Source organism: Piscinibacter sp. XHJ-5, assembly GCF_029855045.1.
Lineage (GTDB): Bacteria > Pseudomonadota > Gammaproteobacteria > Burkholderiales > Burkholderiaceae_C > Albitalea.
Window position 1 is genome coordinate 5034570 of record NZ_CP123228.1, and the last position, 21101, is coordinate 5055670.

At 66.1% G+C, this 21101-nt stretch carries 24 protein-coding genes; 12 read left to right on the forward strand and 12 right to left on the reverse strand.

Annotated elements, in window-relative coordinates; all coding sequences use genetic code 11:
• Window positions 1-78 precede the first annotated feature (78 nt).
• Entirely contained in the window at window positions 79-993 is a 915-nt protein-coding gene (locus P7V53_RS23655) for a LysR substrate-binding domain-containing protein (RefSeq protein WP_280151953.1), read from the forward strand.
• Between the two features lie 221 nt (window positions 994-1214).
• On the opposite strand, the gene P7V53_RS23660 is transcribed toward P7V53_RS23655, so the two are convergent.
• Window positions 1215-1874 (reverse strand): TetR/AcrR family transcriptional regulator, encoded by a 660-nt coding sequence (locus P7V53_RS23660; RefSeq protein WP_280151954.1) that lies wholly within the window; start codon window positions 1872-1874, stop codon window positions 1215-1217.
• Window positions 1875-1977: 103 nt separating this feature from the next.
• On the opposite strand from P7V53_RS23660, the gene P7V53_RS23665 reads away from it, so the two are divergent.
• From P7V53_RS23665 to P7V53_RS31555, 3 genes are read left to right on the forward strand one after another with little or no spacing between them, the layout of a single operon-like run.
• A complete protein-coding gene (locus tag P7V53_RS23665) occupies window positions 1978-2790 on the forward strand; it encodes an oxidoreductase (protein WP_280156598.1) in 813 nt (270 codons plus the stop codon).
• Between the two features lie 23 nt (window positions 2791-2813).
• A complete protein-coding gene (locus tag P7V53_RS31550) occupies window positions 2814-3029 on the forward strand; it encodes a hypothetical protein (protein ID WP_348273446.1) in 216 nt (71 codons plus the stop codon).
• A gap of 2 nt (window positions 3030-3031) precedes the next feature.
• Window positions 3032-3121, forward strand: coding sequence for a hypothetical protein (locus tag P7V53_RS31555; protein WP_348273488.1), 90 nt, complete (start codon window positions 3032-3034; stop codon window positions 3119-3121).
• Between the two features lie 64 nt (window positions 3122-3185).
• Here P7V53_RS31555 and P7V53_RS23675 read toward each other — a convergent pair whose 3' ends face one another.
• From P7V53_RS23675 to P7V53_RS23690, 4 genes are all read right to left on the reverse strand, one after another.
• Window positions 3186-3743 (reverse strand): GNAT family N-acetyltransferase, encoded by a 558-nt coding sequence (locus tag P7V53_RS23675; RefSeq protein ID WP_280151955.1) that lies wholly within the window; start codon window positions 3741-3743, stop codon window positions 3186-3188.
• A gap of 673 nt (window positions 3744-4416) precedes the next feature.
• The gene (locus tag P7V53_RS23680; RefSeq protein WP_280151956.1) at window positions 4417-5946 is read right to left on the reverse strand and encodes an amidase family protein; all 1530 of its coding nucleotides are present in this window, start codon (window positions 5944-5946) and stop codon (window positions 4417-4419) included.
• 2 nt (window positions 5947-5948) lie between these two features.
• Entirely contained in the window at window positions 5949-6932 is a 984-nt protein-coding gene (locus P7V53_RS23685; protein ID WP_280156599.1) for a tripartite tricarboxylate transporter substrate binding protein, read from the reverse strand.
• A gap of 25 nt (window positions 6933-6957) precedes the next feature.
• The gene (locus P7V53_RS23690) at window positions 6958-7974 is read right to left on the reverse strand and encodes a 1-aminocyclopropane-1-carboxylate deaminase (protein ID WP_280156600.1); all 1017 of its coding nucleotides are present in this window, start codon (window positions 7972-7974) and stop codon (window positions 6958-6960) included.
• A 134-nt stretch (window positions 7975-8108) separates the two neighbouring features.
• Between P7V53_RS23690 and P7V53_RS23695 the strand changes: the two genes are divergently transcribed.
• From P7V53_RS23695 to P7V53_RS23710, 4 genes are all read left to right on the forward strand, one after another.
• The gene (locus tag P7V53_RS23695) at window positions 8109-8621 is read left to right on the forward strand and encodes an Lrp/AsnC family transcriptional regulator (RefSeq protein ID WP_280151957.1); all 513 of its coding nucleotides are present in this window, start codon (window positions 8109-8111) and stop codon (window positions 8619-8621) included.
• A gap of 339 nt (window positions 8622-8960) precedes the next feature.
• A complete protein-coding gene (locus P7V53_RS23700; RefSeq protein ID WP_280151958.1) occupies window positions 8961-9926 on the forward strand; it encodes a LysR substrate-binding domain-containing protein in 966 nt (321 codons plus the stop codon).
• An 87-nt stretch (window positions 9927-10013) separates the two neighbouring features.
• A complete protein-coding gene (locus P7V53_RS23705; RefSeq protein ID WP_280151959.1) occupies window positions 10014-10583 on the forward strand; it encodes a carboxymuconolactone decarboxylase family protein in 570 nt (189 codons plus the stop codon).
• Entirely contained in the window at window positions 10580-11386 is an 807-nt protein-coding gene (locus tag P7V53_RS23710; protein WP_280151960.1) for an amidohydrolase family protein, read from the forward strand. The genes P7V53_RS23705 and P7V53_RS23710 overlap by 4 nt, the downstream gene beginning before the upstream one ends.
• A 65-nt stretch (window positions 11387-11451) precedes the next feature.
• Here the strand turns inward: P7V53_RS23710 and P7V53_RS23715 are convergent, their stop codons facing one another.
• Both P7V53_RS23715 and P7V53_RS23720 read right to left on the reverse strand, forming a co-directional pair.
• Window positions 11452-12060: a glutathione S-transferase gene (locus tag P7V53_RS23715; protein WP_348273447.1), complete on the reverse strand. Its 609-nt coding sequence runs from the start codon at window positions 12058-12060 to the stop codon at window positions 11452-11454.
• Entirely contained in the window at window positions 12060-13289 is a 1230-nt protein-coding gene (locus tag P7V53_RS23720) for a CaiB/BaiF CoA-transferase family protein (RefSeq protein WP_280151961.1), read from the reverse strand. The genes P7V53_RS23715 and P7V53_RS23720 overlap by 1 nt, the downstream gene beginning before the upstream one ends.
• A gap of 225 nt (window positions 13290-13514) precedes the next feature.
• Here P7V53_RS23720 and P7V53_RS23725 point away from each other — a divergent pair, with 225 nt between their 5' ends.
• The 4 genes from P7V53_RS23725 to P7V53_RS23740 are packed head-to-tail and all read left to right on the forward strand — an operon-like array spanning window position 13515 to window position 17307.
• Window positions 13515-14474 carry a tripartite tricarboxylate transporter substrate binding protein gene (locus tag P7V53_RS23725; RefSeq protein ID WP_280151962.1) on the forward strand — a complete coding sequence of 320 codons (960 nt, stop codon included), beginning with the start codon at window positions 13515-13517 and terminating at the stop codon, window positions 14472-14474.
• Between the two features lie 8 nt (window positions 14475-14482).
• Window positions 14483-15547, forward strand: coding sequence for an enolase C-terminal domain-like protein (locus tag P7V53_RS23730; protein WP_280151963.1), 1065 nt, complete (start codon window positions 14483-14485; stop codon window positions 15545-15547).
• A 16-nt stretch (window positions 15548-15563) separates the two neighbouring features.
• Window positions 15564-16526 carry a tripartite tricarboxylate transporter substrate binding protein gene (locus P7V53_RS23735; RefSeq protein WP_280151964.1) on the forward strand — a complete coding sequence of 321 codons (963 nt, stop codon included), beginning with the start codon at window positions 15564-15566 and terminating at the stop codon, window positions 16524-16526.
• Window positions 16527-16530: 4 nt separating this feature from the next.
• On the forward strand, window positions 16531-17307 hold the full coding sequence (locus P7V53_RS23740) for an alpha/beta hydrolase (RefSeq protein ID WP_280151965.1): 777 nt from the start codon (window positions 16531-16533) through the stop codon (window positions 17305-17307).
• 448 nt (window positions 17308-17755) lie between these two features.
• On the opposite strand, the gene P7V53_RS23745 is transcribed toward P7V53_RS23740, so the two are convergent.
• The 5 genes from P7V53_RS23745 to P7V53_RS23765 form a co-directional block, all read right to left on the reverse strand.
• Window positions 17756-18532 (reverse strand): enoyl-CoA hydratase/isomerase family protein, encoded by a 777-nt coding sequence (locus P7V53_RS23745; RefSeq protein WP_280151966.1) that lies wholly within the window; start codon window positions 18530-18532, stop codon window positions 17756-17758.
• Between the two features lie 206 nt (window positions 18533-18738).
• The gene (locus P7V53_RS23750; protein ID WP_280151967.1) at window positions 18739-19209 is read right to left on the reverse strand and encodes a group II truncated hemoglobin; all 471 of its coding nucleotides are present in this window, start codon (window positions 19207-19209) and stop codon (window positions 18739-18741) included.
• 27 nt (window positions 19210-19236) lie between these two features.
• Window positions 19237-19572 (reverse strand): hypothetical protein, encoded by a 336-nt coding sequence (locus P7V53_RS23755; RefSeq protein ID WP_280151968.1) that lies wholly within the window; start codon window positions 19570-19572, stop codon window positions 19237-19239.
• A 123-nt stretch (window positions 19573-19695) separates the two neighbouring features.
• Complete coding sequence (locus P7V53_RS23760) at window positions 19696-20130, reverse strand: DUF3052 domain-containing protein (RefSeq protein WP_280151969.1); 435 nt, start codon at window positions 20128-20130, stop codon at window positions 19696-19698.
• Between the two features lie 111 nt (window positions 20131-20241).
• Window positions 20242-21048 carry a hypothetical protein gene (locus tag P7V53_RS23765; RefSeq protein ID WP_280151970.1) on the reverse strand — a complete coding sequence of 269 codons (807 nt, stop codon included), beginning with the start codon at window positions 21046-21048 and terminating at the stop codon, window positions 20242-20244.
• Between the last annotated feature and the right edge of the window lie 53 nt (window positions 21049-21101).

Here is a 21101-nt window from a genome sequence, read left to right on the forward strand (position 1 = left end):
TGGGCAGTCTAGTAACAACAGCTGGAACTACAATCGGCTTCCAGTTGAGTCGGAATCAACGAATCGTTGATAAACGCCATGGACCTCAAGGACCTGCAGGTGTTCTGCGAAGTGGCTCGACGCTCCGGGTTCGCGGCGGCTTCGCTCGAGATCGGCACGACGCCCGCACACATCAGCAAACGCATCGCGATCCTGGAATCACAGCTGGGCGTGCGCCTGTTCCACCGCACGACGCGGCGGGTGGTGATCACCGAGGACGGCGAACGCGCGTATCAATGGGCACAGCGCATCCTCGATGACGCGAACGCCATGTCGGAGGCGTTCAGCAGCGCGAAGAGAGAGCCTTCAGGAAGCCTGCGGATCGCGACGAGCCAGCGCCTGGGCCGTGAGCACGTCGCGCCCATCCTGTCTGCGCTCGGCAGGCGCTACCCCCGCATCGAGGTCTGGCTGGAGCTGCTGGACCGACGCGTGGACTTGATCACCGAGAACTTCGATCTCGACATCCGCGTGGGTGATCCGACCCAGCCACAGCTCATCGCCCACCGCATGGTGGAGAGCCGGCGCATTCTCTGCGCGTCACCCGAATACCTGGCGAAACGCGGACATCCCAAGTCGTTGGCCGAACTGTCGGAACACGAGTGCCTGCTGTACCGGGAGCGCGACCAGCCGTTCGGCATCTGGCGATTGACGGGACCGAAAGGCATCGAGTCCGTCAAGGTCACGAGCCGGTTCAGCTCGAACCACAGCGACGTGGTGAAGGGATGGAGCCTTGACGGAAAGGGAATCTGTCTCCTGTCGGTGTGGGACATCGCGCAGCCGTTGCTCGATGGCCGGGCGGTCAGGGTGCTGCCCTCCCATCACGAGCCAGCGGACATCTGGGCCATGACGAGCACCCGGTCAGCCGGCTCGGCGAAAGTCAGAGTGTGCGTCGAGTTCCTGAAGAAGCAACTCCTGCATGGGCCCCACGCGTTGAGGACGGGCACCAGCAGGTAGCGGGTACGTCGACCACCGGGGCCGGCGAGTCGTCACCACCGACGGTCGGCTCAGCGCCAGAGCGCCGAAGCGCGAGGAGATACCAACGTTCGCAACCGGCGGTGAACTTGTCGAGCGCATGCGCGGGGTCGACCTGGGCATGCCGGAGGTTGAAGACGATGTCAAAGGCGCAGATTTTGCCCATCGCACGATCGTCACGCGAGGTTCTCGTTGCCAGTTACTCACTCGAGGCTGCGCAAGAGCATCAGCAGTCCCTCTTCCAGATCATGCTGAAAGCGGTAGCGCAAGGCCGCTAGTTCGGGAAGCTCGATCACTTCGGCTGCGAGCTTGGCCGGGTGGCTGAGCGGCCAGAGCCCGATGAGCACCGGCAGGGCAACGTGGATGCAGCGTTCGAAACTTGCTGCCGAGATCGACGGCACACAGGCGTGAAAGTCAAGCGCCGTTTCCTTGCGCACGACCAGCAGACCATGCTTGAACTCGACCATTCGCTCGGCCGAAATGTTGTGCTCGAGGATCGAGGGGAAGATGCTGGTGAGTCGGCACAAAAGCGGGCGCGCCGCCACGGTGGCCGCGAACGCTCGCGCAATGTGCTCGATGGTTCCACTGCGCTTGCGGTCCCGGCTCAGGGTCTTGCGCAGCTCGGTGCGCCACAGGACGAACTCCTCGACCAGGACGTCCAGCAGGACCGCTTCGCTGCTCTCGAAGTACCGGTAGACGTTCGACTTGGTCATCTGCGCGCGCCGCGCCAGTTCGTTGATGCCCAGGTCGTGCACGTCCGGGATGTCCAGCAGCAGCGACTTCGCGGTGTCGAGTAGGTGGCGACGACGCTCCTCCTTCTGTTCGGGGGAGCGCGCGCGCAGATACGGTGCTGGATGGCTCATCGCGCAGGTCTCGGTAGGGACTTGGACAAGAGACCGTTGGTCTGCTATATTGGAGACCATCAGTCTTTTAATACGCCCAGCATAGCAAGGAAACATCATGAACATGAATGGCAAGACGGCGCTCGTGACGGGCGCCTCCTCGGGCATCGGCAAAGCCACCGCCGAGCGGCTGTCACTGGCCGGCTTCAAGGTCTACGGCACCAGCCGGCACGGAGCCCGCGCGGACCGGCGATCGTTCGAGATGCTGCCCCTGGACGTGACCAGTGACGAGTCCGTCGCGGCTGCTGTCGCGGAGATGCTGCGCCGGGAGGGCCGCATCGACCTGCTCGTGAACAACGCAGGGTTCAGCACGGCGCCTGCCGGAGCGGAAGAGAGCTCGATGGAACAGGTCCGCTCGATCTTCGACACGAACTTCTTCGGAATCGCCCGGATGACCCGCGCCGTGGTGCCTCACATGCGACGCCAAGGGAGCGGTCGCATCATCAACATCGGCTCGATCTTCGGTTTCCTGCCGATGCCGTACATGGCGTTCTATGCCGCGACCAAGCACGCGGTCGAAGGCTATTCGGAATCGCTCGACCATGAGTTGCGTACGATGGGGATCCGGGTCTCGGTGATCGAGCCCGCCAATACCAAGACGCAGTTCGACGCGAACTTACTCCAACCCGACGCCAAGCTCGACGAATACCGCGACGTTCGTGCGGCAGTCGGCAAGCGGCTGACCGAGTTGATCGATGAGGCCGACGAACCGGCCATCGTGGCCGAGACCGTGCTGAAAGCCTCGATCGCAGCCCACCCGAAGCTCCGATACACGGCCGGCGGCCGCGCCACCCGCCTGCAGCTGCTTCGCACCTTCGCGCCGGCAGGCATGGTGGACGCCGGGATTCGCAAGAACCTGCGTCTTTCCGCAGCCTGATCGCGAGACGCTGGAGAGCGGACATGGTGAACAAGGACGCGATGAGCGTGCTGAGCGGCAGGATGGAGAAGCTGCTCGACCCATCGCGGCAGGACGCGAAGTGCGACAAGTGCACCGACGAGCGCAAGAACCAACCGATGCTCGGGATGACGATCATGCGCAACGTCAAGGCCGCCGATGATGGGTTTGGGAGGGCGGCGAGATCCTCGATCCCGACAACGGCAAGGTCTATCGGGTAAGGCTGAAGCCGCTCGACGGCGGCAAGGTGCTCGGGGTGCGCGGATACCTGGGACCGTTCTTCCGCAATCAGCACTGGCTGCGAGTCGAATGAGACGCGTCGGATACGAAGCGCAGCCGGCTGTTGGGCGTCCGCTCGATGGAAGGGTTGGGCTGCACTACTCCAACGGCCGCTGCCATGGCTTGCGCTCCAAGTAGCCCGCCTTGCGAAAGGCACGAATCATGGGTTCGTTCTTTGAAGATGTGTCGCAGAAGATGCGCCAGCAGTTCGCGTCAATGAACATGCGCGTTGCGTGCTCCAGCAGCGCCCAGCCGAAGCCGCGCCCCCGATGATCCGGCAAGACACCCATGTAGAAGATCGTCCCTTGCGGTCTCCCTTTCTGGAATCGGGAAGGATCCTTGAACAGGACCGGCAAAGTAAACCCGACCCTGTCGCCGGTCGAGCTAACGGCGCATTGCCACCAGCCAGAAGGCCTCTCGAAGTACTGCGGACAGACAGCCAGGAGATCTAGCGCGGCCCCGTTGGCACCGTGCTTTGCAACGGCGTACGCGTCTGACTCATCCACCGAATGCGACCTGACCTCCGAAAGTGCCCATTCAAGCCAGCACTGCTCGATGGGTTCAAAGTCGAGCGACGGGATCTCTTCGGGTTGACGACAGCCCGCTTCCCAGATGAATGGCACCTTCCAGAAGTAGCCGGGCTGCGGAGCGTCCATGTGCTGCCCAATGTTTGAGGACCTAAGCGGCCTGCCGTAGGCCGGTCCGGTTGAAGGAAGGGTTATGCCTCACTACGTGCCAATTCATGGGGTCGAGTCGGGCGGCAACTGCGTTGCCTGAGACCACACTGCCCTCCATGAGCCGGACTGCAGTGCGTAGATGTCGGTATGCCAACAGTCAACGACCTTGCCGGAGGGAAAGGTGATCTTCGCCTGATACCTGACGGCAGCCATGCCCTCCGACAGTTGAACTCTCATGGGGCCATGTTCCCACTTGGCGTAGAACACATCGATGGCCATGAGAGACAAGTACCGCTCGAGACTCATGACGCGACCGGGCACACTGATGAGCTCGTAGTCCGGCGCATGCAAGCGACGTATTGTCGAGACGTCGCGAGCGACGAGGGCTTGGGTCCGTTCGACTTCCAAGGCTCGGAAGAAGTCTGCGTCGGGCCGCGCGGCCTGTACCGGAACCGGTGTATTCATGGTGGGGCAGAACGCAGTGCAGAGATCGCGAGGCCTGACGTTAGGCGCCATTCTCACAGCTCGGCGACTTGCTTGCCCTCTTGGGGCGAGCGCCCGTGATCCTTGCCTGTTCTATGGTGCGTCGCGAAGCCACATGCTGGCCATGAATACGCCTGGCGTAACGACCGCCCCCCACGATGAGAAGTCCCTAGGCGCCTGCGGCAATCACGCCAGTACGCTCGCCGCCACGATCAAGCAGCGGCGGTGCCGACACCAGCGAAGTCAGCGCGGGTTCAACGGGCCTCAGTGCCTCGAGCACCGGTAGCGGCCGGCGCAAGGTGTCGGATCCCGCGAACGCGTGTTCCAGGGCCGCCGCCACGCCCAGCAGTCGATGGTCCTCACGAAATCGCCCGACGATCTGCAGTCCGAACGGCATTCCGGCGTGATCCACTCCGCAAGGCAGGCTGAGAGCGGGCAGCGTGGCCAGTGTGACGACATAGGTCAGCGCAAGCCACCGGTAGTAGTTGGCCTGAGGCTTGCCATCCACGTTGTCCGCGTGCAGCACCGTCCAGGGAAAAGGCGTGACGGGCGTGGTGGGCGCCAGGATCACGTCACAGCCGGCCATGGCGGCGTGGAAGCGGCTGAGGATGCGGGTCTGCTCGGCCTGCGCCCAGGCGCTGTCGATGAGGCTCATCGCGGCGCCGATCTCGTAGTTGGCGCGTGTGTTGGGTCCCAGGCTCTCGGGGTCGCGCACATAGGCGTCGCGGGTTGCTGCCACGAAGGCTTCGGCGCGCAACACATCAAAGCACCGGTGCACGTCGCCAAGATCGAACCGCACCTCTTCGCAGCTGCGGAACAGGTGCCGCATCGCGACGAGCTTGCGGCGGAAGGCCTGCCGGATGGCGGGGTCGACATCGCAGGCGCCGAAGTCCTCGGTCCATCCCACACGCAGCTCGCCGAGGTCCACCGCGCGAGGGTGCAGGAAGCTTCCCGGGTCCAACGGATAGCTGAGCGGGTCGCCTACGTCGGCGCCCGCCGACGCGGCCAGCTGCAGGCAACTGTCTGCCACGGTGCGGCCCATGGGGCCGACCACCGAGATCGGGGTCCAGCCCAGCGGTTTGCGCGAGCTGGGCACGATCCCGGGCGACGGCCGGAAGCCGACCACGCCGCACAGCGCCGCAGGAATGCGCAGCGACCCGCCGGTGTCGGAGCCCGTGCAGAGGGGAAGCATGTTGCACGCCAATGCCGCCGCCGACCCTCCGGAGGATCCGCCGGCGTTGAGCCGCGGGTCGAAGGGATTGCCGGTGGCGCCCCAGACGGCGTTGCGCGTGTTCGCGCCCGCGCCGAGTTCGGGGACGTTCGTCTTGCCGACGACGATCGCGCCGGCCTGGCGCAGGCGCGCGACCAGCACGTTGTCGGCCGCCGGCACATGGCCTCTATACATCGGCGAGCCGAGGGTCGTCAGCAGGCCCTCGGTGGCCTCCAGGTCCTTGACCCCAAGGGGCAACCCATGCAGCAGACCCAGCGGACGGCCATCGAGCACCGCGCGCTCGGCCGCCCTGGCCTCCGTGCGCGCACGCTCGAAGCAGGTGGCGGTGATCGCGTTGACGAAGGGGTTCAGCGCCTCGATCCGCGCGATGCAGGCTTCGAGCAATTCAACCGGCGAGAGCTGCCGGTCCCCGATCAGGCGCCGCAGTTCGACCGCGGACAGTGCAAGCAGGCCTGCGTCGGCGACCATGCTCAGTCGGCCCGGATGTTGGCGCGTTCTGCGATCGCGCGCATGCGCGGCAGCTCGTCCTCGATGCGCGCTGCGACTGCCGCGGCCGGTTCGTAGGCCACTTCGAGACCGTTCTCGACGAGCTTGTCGCGAACGCCCTTGTCGTTCATCGCCTCCGCGAGCGCCTGCTGCAGCTTGGTCCTGACATCCGCTGGCAGGCCCCGCGGCGCCGCAATGGCGAGCCAGGACTCGGACGCAAAGCCGGCCAGGCCGCTTTCCGCCACCGTCGGCACGTCGGGAAGCTGCGTCGCGCGTTTCGCACCGGTGACAGCGATGGCCTTGAGCTTGCCCGACTTCAGGTGCGGCAGCGCCGCCGTGACGGTGTCGATCGTGAAGGGGATCTGGCCGCCCAGCAGGTCGGTCATCGCGGGCGCGCTGCCCTTGTAGGCAATGTGCTGGAGCTTCACGCCCGCGGCGCTCCACAGCAATTCGCCCGTGAAGTGTGCCGTGGTGCCGTTGCCGAACGATCCGTAGACGTACTTGCCTGGTTCGCGCTGCACGGCCGCGATCAGCTGCTTCAGGTCCTTGATGGGGACGGCGGAGTTCGCCAGCACGATGAGGGGGACACGCGAAACCAGGCCGATCGGCTCGAAGCTCTTGACGGGGTCGTAAGGCAGCTTGGGGTGGATCGCCGGATTGACAGTGAAGGTGGATCCCGAACTTGCAAGCAGCGTGTACCCGTCCGCCGGCGCCTTGGCGACGAACGATGCGCCGATGACGGTGCCGGCGCCGGGGCGGTTCTCGATCACCACCGGCTGCCCGAGGCGCTCACCCAGCTTTGTGCCGACGAGCCGGCCGACGATGTCGGTGGCGCCGCCGGGCGGGAAGGGGATGACCAACTGGATGGGCCTGGACGGATACCCCTGCGCCTGCGCGCCTGCCCACGGGGCCAGCGAGGCAAGCACCAGGGCGAGGAAGAAACGGTACGTGCGGTTCGGTTTCGTCATGGTGCCTGCTCGTTTGCGAGGGTGCTTACCCGTTGCGGAAGATGAAGCTGTAGGCGTTGAGCGCCGGCACACCGCCCAGGTGCGCGTACAGCACGCGCGATCCTTCGGGGAATTCACCCCTTCGCACCATGTCGATCATCCCGTGCGCGGACTTGCCCTCGTACACCGGGTCGGTCAGCATCGCCTCCTGGCGCGCGCACAGGCGGATCGCCTCCAGCGTGCCTTCATTCGGAAGGCCGTACTCGGGGCCGGCGTAGCGCTCGTCGAGCACGATGTCCTTGTCGGTGATGGGCCGGCCCAGGTCCACGAGCTCAGCGGTGTGCCTGGCAATGCGCAGGATCTGTGCGCGCGTCTGCGCCGGCTTGGCCGACGCGTCGATGCCGATCACGCGGTCGGCCCGGCCGTCGGCAGCGAAGCCCACCACCATGCCCGCCTGTGTGCTGCCCGTCACCGAGCAGACGACGATGTAGTCGAACTTGAACCCGATCTCGGCTTCCTGCTGCCGCACTTCCTCCGCGAAGCCGACGAAGCCCAGGCCGCCCAGCGGATGCTCCGAGCAGCCCGCCGGAATGGGGAAGGGCTTGCCGCCCGCACGGCGAACATCTTCCATCGCCTGCTCCCAGCTGGGCCGGATGCCGATGTCGAAGCCGGCGGCATCGAGCCGCACGTCGGCGCCCATGATGCGCGACATCTCGATGTTGCCCACGCGGTCGTACACCGCGTCGGAGTAGTTGACCCAGTTCTCCTGCACCAGTACGCACTTCATGCCGAGGTGCGCAGCGACTGCAGCGACCTGGCGCGTCTGGTTGGACTGGATGCCGCCGATGGAGACCAGCGTGTCGTAGCCGCCCTCCAGCGCCTCCGGGATCAGGTACTCCAGCTTGCGCGTCTTGTTGCCGCCAAAGGCCAGTGGGCTGTTGCAGTCCTCGCGCTTGGCATACAGCTCGACCTTGCCGCCGAGGTGAGCGCTGAGCCGCTTCAGGTGCTGGATGGGCGTCGGCCCGAACGTGAGGGGGTGGCGGGGATGCTTGGCAAGGTTCATGTCGGTCATGCGTTGGAAGACATGGCACTGATGCTATTGCGGTGACGACGCAATGAGGTTGCAAAATGGATGCAATCCACCGGCTGGAACCGAATCGACATGCTCCAGAAGACCACCACGATTGCGCAAACTCCATGAATCGCAGGATAAAAGTGCGTCCACCGAAGGAGGCTGCCATCTCGCTGCCGGACCTGGACCGCATCGACCGCGCCATCCTGCGTTTCCTGCAGCGTGATGCGTCCGTCTCCAACGTGGCCCTGGCGCAGAAGGTGCATCTCAGCCCGGCGGCCTGCCTGCGCCGGGTCGAGCGGCTCAAGGGCATGGGCCTCGTGCGGCGCGTGGTCGCGCTGCTGGACCCGGTGCCGCTGGGCCTGGGCATGCTGGTCGTCATCGGCGTGGTGCTGGACCGGTCCACGCCGGAGTCCTTCGCCAACTTCGAAAAGGCCGTGCAAAAGGTGCCGGGCTGCCTGGACTGCGTGGTGGTGACGGGCGAGTTCGATTACTTCGTCACGGTCCGCACGAAGGACAACGAATCGTTCAACCGTTTGCACGCGGCGGAATTGCTCTATCTGCCGGGGGTCAGGCAGATCCGCACCTTCGTGGTCCTGAAGCAGGTGATGTCGACCACCGAGCTGCCGATCGCGTAGGAACGAGCCCGCGCCGGCTTCCAGGCATCGCCTGCTGTATGCCTATGGGACGGCGTACTACGCCCTCGTGGAGCGCGCCCAGCTGCGTCGCGGCGAATCGCTGTTCGTGACCGGGGCCGGGGCGGCGTGGGACTGGCCGCGGTGGACCTCGACCAGCATCTCGGCGCGCGCGTGATGCGGTGAGGGGCGCGTGTCGACGATCGTCATTCCGAGCCGCTGCTGTGGGCCGCCGCGGTCGGGGAATGGCGAGATGCATGCACGTGCCGTGCACCCGGTCGTGGTTCCGAAGGCGTCGAGGGCGGCGCAAAATGACGGCTCCCATGTTCAGCCCGTGCCCCGATGCAAGCTGCCAAGGCGTCTGATTTCAAGATCGACATCGCTGCCGACCTCCACAAGTGGCGCGCCTTCGTGGCCATCGGGGAACTTGGCAGCCTGACTCGCGCCGCCCTCTTTCTGGACAGCAACCAGTCGCTCCTGAGCCGGCAGCTGAACGCACTCGAGCGCGAGTGCGGTGCGAGGTTGTTCAACCGGACCGGCCGCGGCGTCGAACTGTCGGAAACCGGCACGCGCCTGTTTCCACAGGTGAAGGCCCTCCTGGCCGACGCAGAACGACTCGAAAGTGAAATCCGCGGCGAGGCACGCGAGCCCAGCGGACGGGTCACGCTCGGTCTGCTGCCGTCCATTTCCTTGCCGTTGGTCGGACGGCTGTACGTCGAGACAAGCAAGCGCTATCCGGCCGTCAGCCTCAAGGTGCTCGAGGGGTCGAGCGGCCAGGTCGAGGAGTGGCTTGCGGATGCGCGGGTGGACATCGCGATCCTGTATCGGTACGGCCCGTTGCCCGAGATGGAGCAGTCGCTGGCGGTCGTCGACAGCTACCTCATCGGTCCACCCGGCGACAAGCCCACGGCCGTCGCCGAGGTCGCCTTCGACAGGCTCAACGAGTTGCCGTTCATCCTGCCGAGCGCTCCGAACGGCTTGCGTACCGCGCTCGATGCGATCGCACGGCAACGTCGCATCACCCTCGCGCCGGTGATCGAGGCCGACTCGCTGCCCCTGCAGAAGGGGCTCGTCGCGACGGAGCGGCTCTACACCGTGCTCCCGATTCACGCCGTCTGGAGCGAGGTGGCGGACAAGCGCCTGCAAGCCGCAAGGATCTTCGACCCTCCGTTCCAACGGACGATCTCGATGGCGACGTCCAAGTCCAAGGGACCTGCACGCGCCGTCTCTGCTGTCGGAGCGCTGATCGTCGAGATCGTCGAGGACATGGCTGGCGCCGGGATGTGGCGACCTTCCGACGCGCCCTGACTCGATTCTGCATAGCAGGGATGCGTTCGGCGCCGTAGGCTCTCGCCCCCTTCGCCGCTAAGCTGGGCTCTCACACAGGAGACCTCGATGGCGCGCATCACCCTTCCATCGCCCGACAGCATGACCCCGGACCAGCGCCGGGTGTACGACAAGATCGTGTCCGGTCGCCGCGGCAGGATCCAGGGTCCGCTGCGGGCGGTGTTGCACAACGCCGAACTGGCCGACCGCTGGCAGGCACTCGGCGAACTGCTGCGCTACAACACCTCGCTGACGCCGCGCCAGTCCGAGCTCGCCATCCTCGTCACCGGCCGCGCCTGTCGCGCGCCATTCGAGTGGTACGCGCATCGGCTGGAGGCCGAGAAGGTGGGCATCGAGCCGCAGGTCATCGAGGCGCTCCTCGCCGAGACGTGGCCCGAGGGACTGTCCGAGGACGACGCCGCGATCGTGCGATACGCCGCCGAGCTCAACCGCGTCAAGTCCGTGTCCGATGCGACGTACGCCGATGCGCTGGCGCGCTTCGGCGAGCGCACCGTCGTCGAGCTCACCGCGCTCGTCGGCTACTACACGATGGTGGCGATGACGCTGAACGCGCACGAGATTCCGCTGCCCGAAGGCGTCGAGCCGGCGTTCCCGCTGCCGCAGAGGACCATGTCATGACCGAGGGCTGGGACTGCCACGCGCACTTGTTCGGTCCATACGATCGATTCCCGCTGGCCGCCGACCGCAGCTACACGCCGCCGGAAGCATCGCTGTCGCAGTATCTCGATCTGTTGTCCCGCCTCGGCCTGTCGAACGGCGTGCTGGTGCACCCGAGCGCCTACGGCGATGACCACAGCTTGCTGTTGCATGCGCTGTCCACGCACGAGAAGCTGCGTGGCGTGATGGTGCTCCGCCCGGGAGCTTTGCCCACCCTGAACGGCTTGCACGACCACGGCGTGCGCGCCGCGCGTTTCAGCCACCGCAGCGGCGCCGGGTCCAACTTCGCCGGGAGCGCCTCGTTCGACGACCTGCTGGCCTTGGCGCCAAGGCTGGCCGACGCCGGCCTGCATGCCGAGCTGTGGACCGATTGCAAGGCCTTGCCGGACATCGCACCGCGCTTGCGCGAGCTGCCCGTTCGGGTGGTGATCGATCACATGGGTGGATTCGACGCTGCGGCCGGCATCGATGACCCCGGCTTTCGCTGCCTGCTCTCGCTGCTGGAAGACGGCTGCGCATGGGTCAAGCTCTGTGCGTACCGCAATCTGCTCGGCGTGCCCGACTTCGAGTGCGGGCGCCCGTTCCACGAGGCCATGGTCGGCGCCAACCCGAACAGCCTCGTCTGGGGCAGCGACTGGCCTCATCTGCGCGTCAACCCGGCGCCCGACGCGGCGCAGTTGCTCGAGGTCTTCAAGCGCTGGACCGCAGACGACGCGCTGGTGGCGCAGATCCTGGTGGCCAATCCGGCCGCGCTGTACGGCTGAGGTGCTGCAGCACCATGGTGCCTGCACCAATGACGACCACGGCCTTGTCGATGGGGAGTGCGCCGTCAGCCATCGATCGGCTCCGTGTTCCGGAAGGAGGGGCGCGCAAGCGTCTCGGCAAACCAGTCGGCGAGGCGAGGCGCGATGCTGCGCCAGCCGAGGTCCGCGAAGCGGTAGTCCAGATAGCCCAGAGCACACCCGATCGTGATGTGGCCGATGGAGAGCGGCATTTCGGTGAGCGCCTGAGCCTCGTCGTCGAGCTGCTTCAGCGACGTGCGCATCTTGAGTTCGAAGGCATCGGTCAACGCCGGCAGCGGCATTTCACGCTCGCGTTCGTTGCGCCACAGGATGGCCGCGTCGAGCATGCCGTCGCCGAACGCATGCCAGCGCAGCGCCTGCCACTTGTCGGTCCCCTGCTTCGGAAACAGCGAACCGTGGCCGAGGTCGTCCAGGTATTCGCAGATCACGGCCGAGTCGAACAGCACGAAGCCGTCATCGAGCACCAGGGTCGGGATCTTGGACAGCGGGTTGTCCTGCATCAAGCGCTCGTTGGGCTTGAGCATTGCCGCGACCGATCGCACGAGCTCCAGCCGATCGACCAGGTTCAGCTCATGGGCGCAGACCATCACCTTGCGGACATAGGGTGACTTGGGAGACCAGTGCAGCTTCATCATCAGATCGCTCCAGCCGCGCGCAATGCGGCAATGTCAGCGGCACCGTAGCCGAGCTCGCCGAGGATGTCGTCGCTGTGCTGCCCGAGCAGCGGCGGCGCGGCCTGGGTCTGCAGCTGCGCGTCGGCGAAGCGCATCGGGCTGCCCACCTGCGGCACGTCGACGCCGCTCGGATGGGGCACGTGCTTCAGCATGCCGCGCGCCTTCACCTGCGGGTCCTTGAAGACATCCGCGACCGTGTTGATCGCACCGCACGGCACCCCCACCGCATCGAGCGCTGCGATCAGGCGCTCGCGCTCCCATTCGCCGAACACGTCGCGCAGCAGGCCCGACAGCTCGCCGATGTTGCGCACGCGCTGCGCGTTGGTGGCGAAGCGCTCGTCGGTCGCCCACTCCGGGCGGCCGAACACCTCGCACAGCTTCACGTACTGCCCGTCGTTGCCGACAACCAGGATCACGTCGCCATCGGCGCACGCATAGACGTCCTGCGGCTGGATGTTGGGGTGGGCATTGCCGTTGCGCTTGGGCACCTTGCCTGAGACCAGGTAGTTCATCGCCTGGTTGGACAGCGTCGCGACCTGGACATCGAGCATGCCGATGTCGATGGCGTCGCCCTTGCCGGTCTCGTTGCGACGGGCCAGCGCCGCCAGCACCGAGACCGCGGTGTACATGCCGGTCATCAGGTCGACGATCGGAACGCCGACCTTCTGCGGTCCACCGCCGGGCTTGCCGTCCTTCTCGCCGGTCACGCTCATCAAGCCGCCCATCGCCTGGATGAGGAAATCGTAGGCCGGCTGGTCGCGCCGCGGGCCGGTCTGGCCGAAGCCGGTGACCGAGCAGTAGATGAGCCGCGGGTTGATCTTTCGCAGCGAGGCCTCGTCGAGCCCGTATCGCTCCAGCGTGCCGGCCTTGTAGTTCTCCAGCACGATATCGGCCTTGAGCGCCAGCTCGCGCACGATGCGCTGCCCTTCGGGCTTGTCGAGGCTGACGGTGATCGAGCGCTTGCCGCGGTTGACGGCCAGGTAGTACCCGGCCTCCTTGGTGTCCTTGCCGTGCGCATCTTTCAGGAATGGAGGCCCCCAGGAGCGCGTGTCGTCGCCCGCGCCCGGACGCTCGACCTTGATCACTTCCGCACCCAGGTCGGCCAGGATCTGGCCGGCCCATGGCGCGGCCAGGATGCGGCTCAGGTCGAGCACCTTCACGTGGGAGAGCGGGCCGGCGTTGGGATTCATCGGTAGACCTTTCGAAGCGATGCGTTTGCAGTCACTTTAGGCACCGGGCCGCGCGCTGCCTACCGTCCCGACGACAAGGCTGGCATGCCGCACCGCGCATACCGCCTCCGCGCCATGCGGCGGGCTGCATAGCTGCGTTGCCGCCGGCGGCCTTGCTGCATGCCGCCCCGCCGACGAGACTCATCCCAGGCCCATGAACACCATCGACTCCAACCGGAGACACCCATGCTCAAGAGACTGATCTGCATCACCGCCGCCCTGGGCGCGACCTCCCTGGCCGCGCAGGCACAAGCCTGGCCCGCCAAGCCCATCCGCCTGGTCGTGCCGTATGCGGCCGGCGGCCCGACCGACGTGGTCGCACGGCTCGTGGCAAAGAAGGTCGAAGGCGCGATCAACGGCACCATCATCGTGGACAACAAGGCCGGCGCCGGCGGCACGATCGGCGTCGATGCCGCGCTGAAGGCTGCGCCCGACGGCTACACCTTCGCGCTCGCGGCGCCGGGACCCCTGGCGGGCATGCCCAACCTGATGAAGGTGCCGTATTCGCTGAACGACGTGCAGTACCTGACGCTCGTCGCGCGCATTCCCGCCGTCATCGTCGTTCGCGCGGACTCCGGCATCGCGAGTCTGGGCGACCTGGTCAAGAAGGCCAAGGCCGAGCCCGGCAAGCTCAACTACAGCTCCGCCGGGGCGGGAACGACGCCGCACATCGGCGCCGAGCTGCTCAAGCAGGAGGCGGGCATAGACCTCGCCCACGTGCCGTACAAGGGCGCCGCGCCGGCCGTGACGGCGCTGCTCGGCGGCGAGGTGCAGCTCGCGATGGTCGACCTGCTGCCCGTGATGCAGCACGTTGCGGCCGGCAAGCTGAAGATCCTGGCCGTCGCCAGCGCGACCCGTGCGCCCCAGGCGCCGGAGGTGCCGACGACGAAGGAAGCGGGACTGCCCGGCGTGCTGATGGACACGACCTACGGGGTCATCGGGCCTGCCGGCGTGCCGGCCGACGTGCAGAAGAAGTTCCGCGACGCCGTCGTCGCTGCGGTGCAGTCGCCGGACCTGAAGGAGCAGCTTCTCAAGCAAGGCGCGGTGCCCGTCACGTCGACGCCGCAGGAGTACCGCAGCCTGATGCAGAGCGAATTCGAGAAGTGGCGCACGGTGGTGACGAAGGGCAAGATCACCCTCGAGTAGGCCGCGAGATGCAGATCGTCACCGCCACCGTCGAGCCTTGCACGCAGCGGCTGCGCGACCCGAGCTGGAAGTTCGCGCGGGCCACCGTGCCGCAGCTCGAAGGCCATGTGCTGGTGCTGACCGACGAGCTCGGCACACGCGGCCTCGGCTACGTGCATGCCATCCCCGCCATCACGACCCATGGCGCCGGCGCTCAGGCAGCGCTCGCGCTGCTGGCGCCGATGCTCGTCGGCCGCCGCGTCGACGACCTGGCGGCGCTGATGGAAGAAATCGATGCCGTGCTTGCCTTCAATCCGAGCGTGAAGGCCGGCATCGACATGGCGCTGCACGACCTGCTCGCGCGGCGGCTGGGCGTGCCGGTGCATGTGCTGCTCGGCGGCCGCCTGCGCGACAGCGTCGCCCAATCGCGCATCCTGCCGATCAAGACCCCCACCGAGATGGCCGCCAAGGCCGCCGATCTGGCCGAGGAAGGCTACCGGCAGCTCAAGCTGAAGCTCTCGGGCGACACCTCGCTCGACGTCGCGCGCATCGCTGCGGTGCGCGACGCCGCCGGGCCCGGCGTGAAGCTGACGCTGGATCCGAACCAGTCATACGACGCCAAGCAGATGATGGGCGCCTTCGCCCGCATGGAGCGCTACGACATCGCGCTGATCGAGCAGCCCGTTCCCGCCGCCGACTGGAACGGACTGGCGCTGCTCACCCGCACGCTTCCGGTGGCAATCGAGGCCGACGAAAGCGCGCAGACCGTGCAGGACGTGTTCCGCCTCGTCGCTGAACGCGCCTGTGATGTCATCAACCTGAAGATCACGAAGCTCGGCGGGCTGCGCCGCTTCATGCAGGCGGTTCGCATCTGCGAAGCCGGCAACGTCGGCTGCCGCGTCGGCGCCGCCTTCGGACCGTCGCTGCTGCAAGCGATGGGCATGCAGGCGGCGAGCGTCGTGAGGGCCTTGCCGTTCGCCTGCGAGCTGTCGGAGCACCTGCATCTGCTCGACGACCCGTTCACGACGCTCGCCGTCGACAAAGGCAGCATCGATGTGCCACGGCTCGCCGGCTGCGGCGTCGATTTCGCATGAACCCGAGGACCCGACGATGAAAGCACTGAAAACTGCCCTGGCCGCAACCCTGCTGGCGGCCTGCGGCCTTGCCGTTGCGGCGTTCCCCGACAAGCCCATCCGCCTCATCGTCCCCTTCCCCGCCGGCGGTGCGGCCGACGTGATGGCCCGCGGCATGGCGCAGCGCCTCGGCAGCGAGCTGGGCCAGCAGATCATCGTCGACAACCGCGGCGGCGCGGGTGGCGCACCTGCCGCGGAAGCCGCGGCCAAGTCGCCGGCCGACGGCTACACGCTGTTCTTCGGGACGATGGGCACGCAGGCGATCAACCCCGCGCTTTATCCGAAGCTGCGCTACGACCCGCTGAAGGACTTCGCGCCGATCAGCCTCACGCACATCACGCCGCGGGTGCTCGTCGTCGGCCCATCGGTCTCCGCGAAGAGCGTCGCGGAGTTGATGGCCCTGGCCAAGGCCAAGCCGGGCACCCTGACCTACGGATCGGCTGGCAACGGCAGCTCCAGCCACTTGTCCGGGGCGCTCTTCGAAACCCTCGCCGGCGTGAGCCTGGTGCACGTGCCGTACAAGGGCAGCGCGCCGCTGCTCGTGGACGTGCTGGCCGGCCGCATCGACATGACCTTCGATTCCTACACCGTCTACGAAGAGCACATCAAAAGCGGCAAGGTGCGCGCACTCGGCGTCACCTCGAAGGCCCGCATGGGTGCGCTGCCGCAGGTGCCCACCATCGCCGAAGCCGGCCTCAAGGGCTACGACGTGTCGAACTGGCTCGGCCTGCTGGCGCCGGCCGGAACGCCCAGGGACGTGCTCGCCGTGCTGCATGGCGCGCTCGGCCGGGCCATGGCCACCCCCGCGCTGAAGCAGCAGCTCGTCGCGCTCGGCATCGAGCCGGCCTTCGGCACGCCGGAGGAGTTCGCCGCGCTGATCCGCGCCGAGCTGCCGAAGTGGGCCGACATCGTCAAGCGGTCCGGTGCGACAGCGGATTGAGCCGATGGTCTCGCAGATCCTGGACGGCGGCGACGGCACCCGGATCGAGGTGCTGATCGAAGGCGGCGGTGGACCGGCGATCGTGCTGCTGCCCTCGTCGCAAAGGGATTCTCGAGACTTCGATGACCTCGCGCGGCGGCTTGCCGCGGAAGGGTTTCGCGTCTTGCGGCCGCAGCCGCGGGGAATGGGACGCAGCAGTGCGCCGACCGCCGGGATGACGCTGCACACCCTGGCAGCCGATGTCGCACGGACCATCGAAGCGTGCGGCGGTGGGCGGGCGATCGTGGCGGGCCACGCCTTCGGCCACTACATCGCGCGCGTCACCGACCTCGACCATCCGCACCTCGTGCGGGGCGTCGTCGTCGTGGCCGGCGCAGCGCGGAGGTTTCCGGCAGGGCTGGCATCCGCGCTGGACATCGCCGCCGACTCGTCGCAGCCGCGTTCCGAACGGCTCGCATGCCTGCGGCACGCCTTCTTCGCGCCCGGCAACGACGCATCGGCCTGGCTCGACGGGTGGCATCCCGAGTTGCGCGATGCGTACCGGCGGGCCGGCGCGACCCCGGCCAAGGACGTCTGGTGGCCGGTGAGCCACGCGCCGATCCTCGACCTTCAGGGCGCGCTCGATCCCTGGCGTCCGCCCGCCACCCGAAACGAGTTGAAGGACAGCCTCGGCGACAAGGTCACCGTGCGCTCGATCGCCGACGCCAGCCATGCTCTCATTCCCGAGCAACCTGCGGCAGTGGCAGAGGCCATTGCCGGCTGGGCGCGAGGGCTGCCGTGAGGTCTTTCGTTGCTCTCATGAGAAACAAGACTCCTGCGCTCCCAAACCCGGTCCTGCGCTCCCAAACCCGATCCTGCGCTCCCAAACCCGATCCTGCGCTCCCAAACCCGGTCCTGCGCTCCCAAACCCGGTCCTGCGCTCCCAAACCCGGTCCTGCGCTCCCAAACCCGGTCCTGCGCTCCCAAACCCGGTCCTGCGCTCCCAAACCCGTTCGCCCTGAGCTTGTCGAAGGGCCGCTCCGCACTGCTCGACCTTTCCGGCTGAGCTTGTCGAAGCTGCATGCCGATGGTGTGCAGCTTCGACAGGCCTGTCCTGAGCCTGTCGAAGGGCTCAGCCCGAACGGCCTTCTGACTGCGACGCCCCGGTGTTTCTCCGGAACCGCTCTTCAGAAGGCGCGATGGCTGCGAGGCACAGTGTCGCAGCGAGAAATGCAAAACGGAGCGCCATGTCATCGGCCCTTGAAGACAGGCGAACGCTTTTCCTTGAAGGCCAGCTGGGCCTCCTTGGCGTCCTCGGTCTTGCCGATGATCGCCGTCATGTCCTGTTCGTAGCGGTACCCGTCGCGCAGGCTCAGGTCCTCGATGACATTGAGGGTGTGCTTGCCCATGCGGGTGGACACGGGGCTCTTCGAGGCGATCGCCGCGGCGATCTCCAACGCGGCTGGCATCAATCCTTCCGGGGTCGTGCAGGCCTCCACGACGCCGAGCCGATGGAGTTCGGGCCCGCCGACGCGATACCCGGTCAATGCCATGCGGCGCAGCCGCGAATGGCTGAACAGGCGCATCGCATGCCTGCACCCGCCCAGCAGTCCCACGTCGACCTCGGGCAAGCCGAGCGACGCCTTCTCCGACGCCACGAGGATGTCGGAAGAAGCCACCATCGCGACCCCCGATCCCAGCGCCGCGCCATTGATCGCCGCGACGACGGGCTTGGCGCATTCGCGGATCGCATGAAAGCACTCGCGCGTTCGACGCGAATGCGCCAGCAGGTCACCGGGTCCTTTGATCATCTCGGCGCGACCCTTGAGATCGGCGCCTGCGCAGAAGACCTTGCCTTCGCCGGTGAGGATGACGGCGCGCACCTCGTCCATCTCGGAAATGCGGTCCAGCGCCAGCGTCAGCTCGTCATTGAGCACGCGGGTGAGCGCATTGACCGGCGGCGCGTTCATCGTCAGCGTTGCGATGTGGTCGGCGATGACCACCTTGAGTTGGGTGAGATCGTCCACGTTGTCTCCTGCAGGTTCATGCCAGATGGGTCCAGGCCAGTCTATGGCCCGGGCGTCGCAATCGCCAGCCGCCTCGGCGGCAGAGCAGCTATGCGCCCGGCGACATGGCAACCGCAGACAGGTCTTCAGTTCTCCACGCAGCGACAGGCGTCTTCAGCGGATCGAACAGCGCGTCGCAACGCAGGTAGTTGCCGAAGACCGCACTCCTAGCGCCTGTACGGACCCTTGACTTCGCCCCAGCCCCACTTGGGCATGGGCGCGTGCGGATCGACGCTGGCACCGGGCTGCGAGTTGATGACCGCCAGGCGCGAACCCCACTCCAGATACCCGACAAGTGCTGAACGGAACTCCGGATCCTCGGGCATGTGCAGTTCGTCGGCCGTCCGGAGAAGCAAGCTCACCCATTGACGCCGGTGCTCCTGGGTGAGGTGGCGGTTCAGGTGCTGCTGAATCATGTGCGGATGACCGCCATGTTCTCGAGAGTAGGCGTCGGGCCCGCCAAGAACCTCTGCAAGGAACGCTGCAACGTGAGCAGGATGGTCGCCGCCCATGTGAGCGAAGACCGGTGCGAGGAGAGAATCGCCTTTGACGTGCTCGTAGAAGCGAGCGGTCAGCCGGTTCAGCGCGTCCATGCCACCAAGCCACTCGTAGAGCGAAGGAACGGCTTTGTCTGGCATGGCTGGTTGGGATGGTGTTTGTGCGGTCTAACGTTTGACATGAGCGGCGGCGGGACGCAGGCGAAGCTTTCTGGAAGACGTCCGCTCGATGGAAAGGTTAGGCGGCCCTTGGCATACGCCGCCGGAAATGGAACGATGCAGGCTCATTTTGGCGTGCTCTGCATCTTCACCGCGCGGAAAGCGCCGCGGGCAAAAGGTAAGGCTGCACAGGACTCCGACACGAAAGGCAACCCAGTACACAACGCCCGGAATACCGCAGCCTTGCAGCAGCGACTCGCTTGCGAGCATGAGTAGGACTGGACCGGGAAGTGCCATCTGCTTCATTGCACGCACCGCAGTGTCCTGGTTCGGTTCGATGCTCATCGTGCGAGGTGCTGCGCAGACCCCTAACGTTTGAGCTGAGCGGCGCGCGCCGGCAAGGCGCCTTGGCAGCGAGCGCCTCGCGGTCAAGGCGCCTTGCCGGTGCGTGTCCGCTCGAGCGAAGGGTCAGGCCGCATTCTTTGGTCGAAGCTCCTTGCGTACGACGAGTTTGAGCCCTGACCATACCTCGCTGACTGCGCAGACTTTGATGTCGACGAAGCCAAGCGGCAGCGCTACTTGACGGATGACGTCTTCGGTGATGTTGGTAGCGACCTTGGCCGATTTCTTCGGCCACGACACCCAGACTGCGGCTTCGGGCTTGAGCTTCTGGCGCAGAGCGCTCAACTCTTTGGCGAGCACTGCTCGCTCGGTGACGAAGACATGAGCGAGATCTGTTCCGGAAGTGGCGGTGCGCTCGAAGATCACTTCTTCCGGGAGAGGCTCGACCATGGCCAAGTAGTCGTCCGGCGCGCCGATGAGCACGACTCGATTCGACGCCTTGTAGCCAAGCTTCTTGGCAAGGGGCGTTCCAGAATAGCCGGGCGAAGCGGAGGTTGGCATGGGGCCTAACGTTCGACATGAGCGGCCGCAAGCAGGCGAAGCCTGCTTGTTGACGTCCGCTCGATGGAAGGGTTAGGCCTCAGCTTTCGCAGCAGAATGGCCATGCAATGGCTAGTGGCGAGCCGCCACAGATGGCTCCCGCACGTTGTGAGTGAATGCGTGGCAGTCAGCTAGTCTGTAGACGCGCACGTCCTGTGCGGAGGTGATTCGGAGGCTGTCGTCGGCAACCGACGCGACATGCAGAGCAGCCGCAGCTGCTGCCTTCAGGTACCAGTCGAACAGAGGATCGGTTGCCTGCCCGCGGAAGTGAATGGCGAAGAACTTGGTGCCGTCGGGAAGACGAACTTCGTTGTTGGTCCATCCGAACGAGCCGCTTAGCCCATGGAGATCTTCTGGCGGAGGCTTCGCGTCGAGAAAGTCGTCGAGTGCCTGTACATCTGTTAGGCCGCCAACGATGAGCATCTTGCCCGAGCCATAGCTCGCCAGTTCCTCAATCAGTTTGTCTGCGTCGATGGGAATAGTGACGAGTCCCTTCTTTCGTCGTGGCGCACGCCGCGGGGGAGCAAGAAGCAGTGGTTGCTCAGTCTCGGAGTCGAACACGATCCAGTGTCTGTCGGTTGCGAGCCTTCGCAGGCGTGGCGACAGCTTGAGTACCGCTTCATTCACCGTCGCGTCCAGCAGACGTAGCTCGAAGTCAACGAATCTAGGGCGCTCTGCTTGCTCCGGACGGGCAACGAGTATGAGCTTGGGACCGGACCACACAATAGTTTCCGCATCCAGGTTTGCGCCAGGGAACGTATTCAGCAACACCATGCGAACGTGCGCCATGCAACCCAGATCAGAAGCGAGTTGAACGCATTGCTGCAGGGTTGAACCTTCTGCACCACGGCGAGCTTGCCAACGAACGACGCTTGTCATGAGCTCAACGTTTGACATGAGCGGCGGCGCCGAAGCGGCGAAGCCGCTTTGGT